General features: G+C 68.1%; 1 pseudogene. It reads right to left on the reverse strand.

What is annotated here, in order from left to right:
- A pseudogene (locus ACLQ28_RS34495) lies at positions 1–499 on the reverse strand (polyketide synthase); the annotation flags it as partial.

Genomic DNA, 499 nt, shown 5'->3' on the forward strand with positions numbered 1-499 from the left:
CGGGAGTAGACCGCGACCTCACGGCGGCCGTCGTCGTCGGGTTCGCCGACGGTGACCTGCAGCTGCGCGACCGTTTGCTCGGCCAGGAGCAGCGGCGCCTCCAGCACCAGCTCTTCCACCACCGGGCTGCCCGCGTGTCGGCCGGCGGTCAACGCCAACTCGACAAACGCGGTACCCGGCACGATCACCATCCCGAACACCGCATGATCACTCACCCACGGCGCGGTGTCCTGGGAGATCCGCCCGGTGAACAACCACTCGTCCCGCTCACCAACCGGAACCGCCCCCACCAACAACGGATGGTCAACCCGACCGAGGCCGGCACCCGCAGCACTCGCCACATCCGTGCCCGGCATCAACCAGTACCGCTGACGTTGGAACGCGTAGGTAGGCAGATCAACCCGTCGGGCATGCGTGCCGGAGTAGAAAGCCGGCCAGTCGACGCTCGTCCCGGCAGTGTGGGCCTGAGCCAGGAAACCAGCGAAGGTGTCCGGCTCCG

The sequence above is a fragment of the Micromonospora sp. DT201 genome, assembly GCF_049841575.1.
Lineage (GTDB): Bacteria > Actinomycetota > Actinomycetes > Mycobacteriales > Micromonosporaceae > Micromonospora.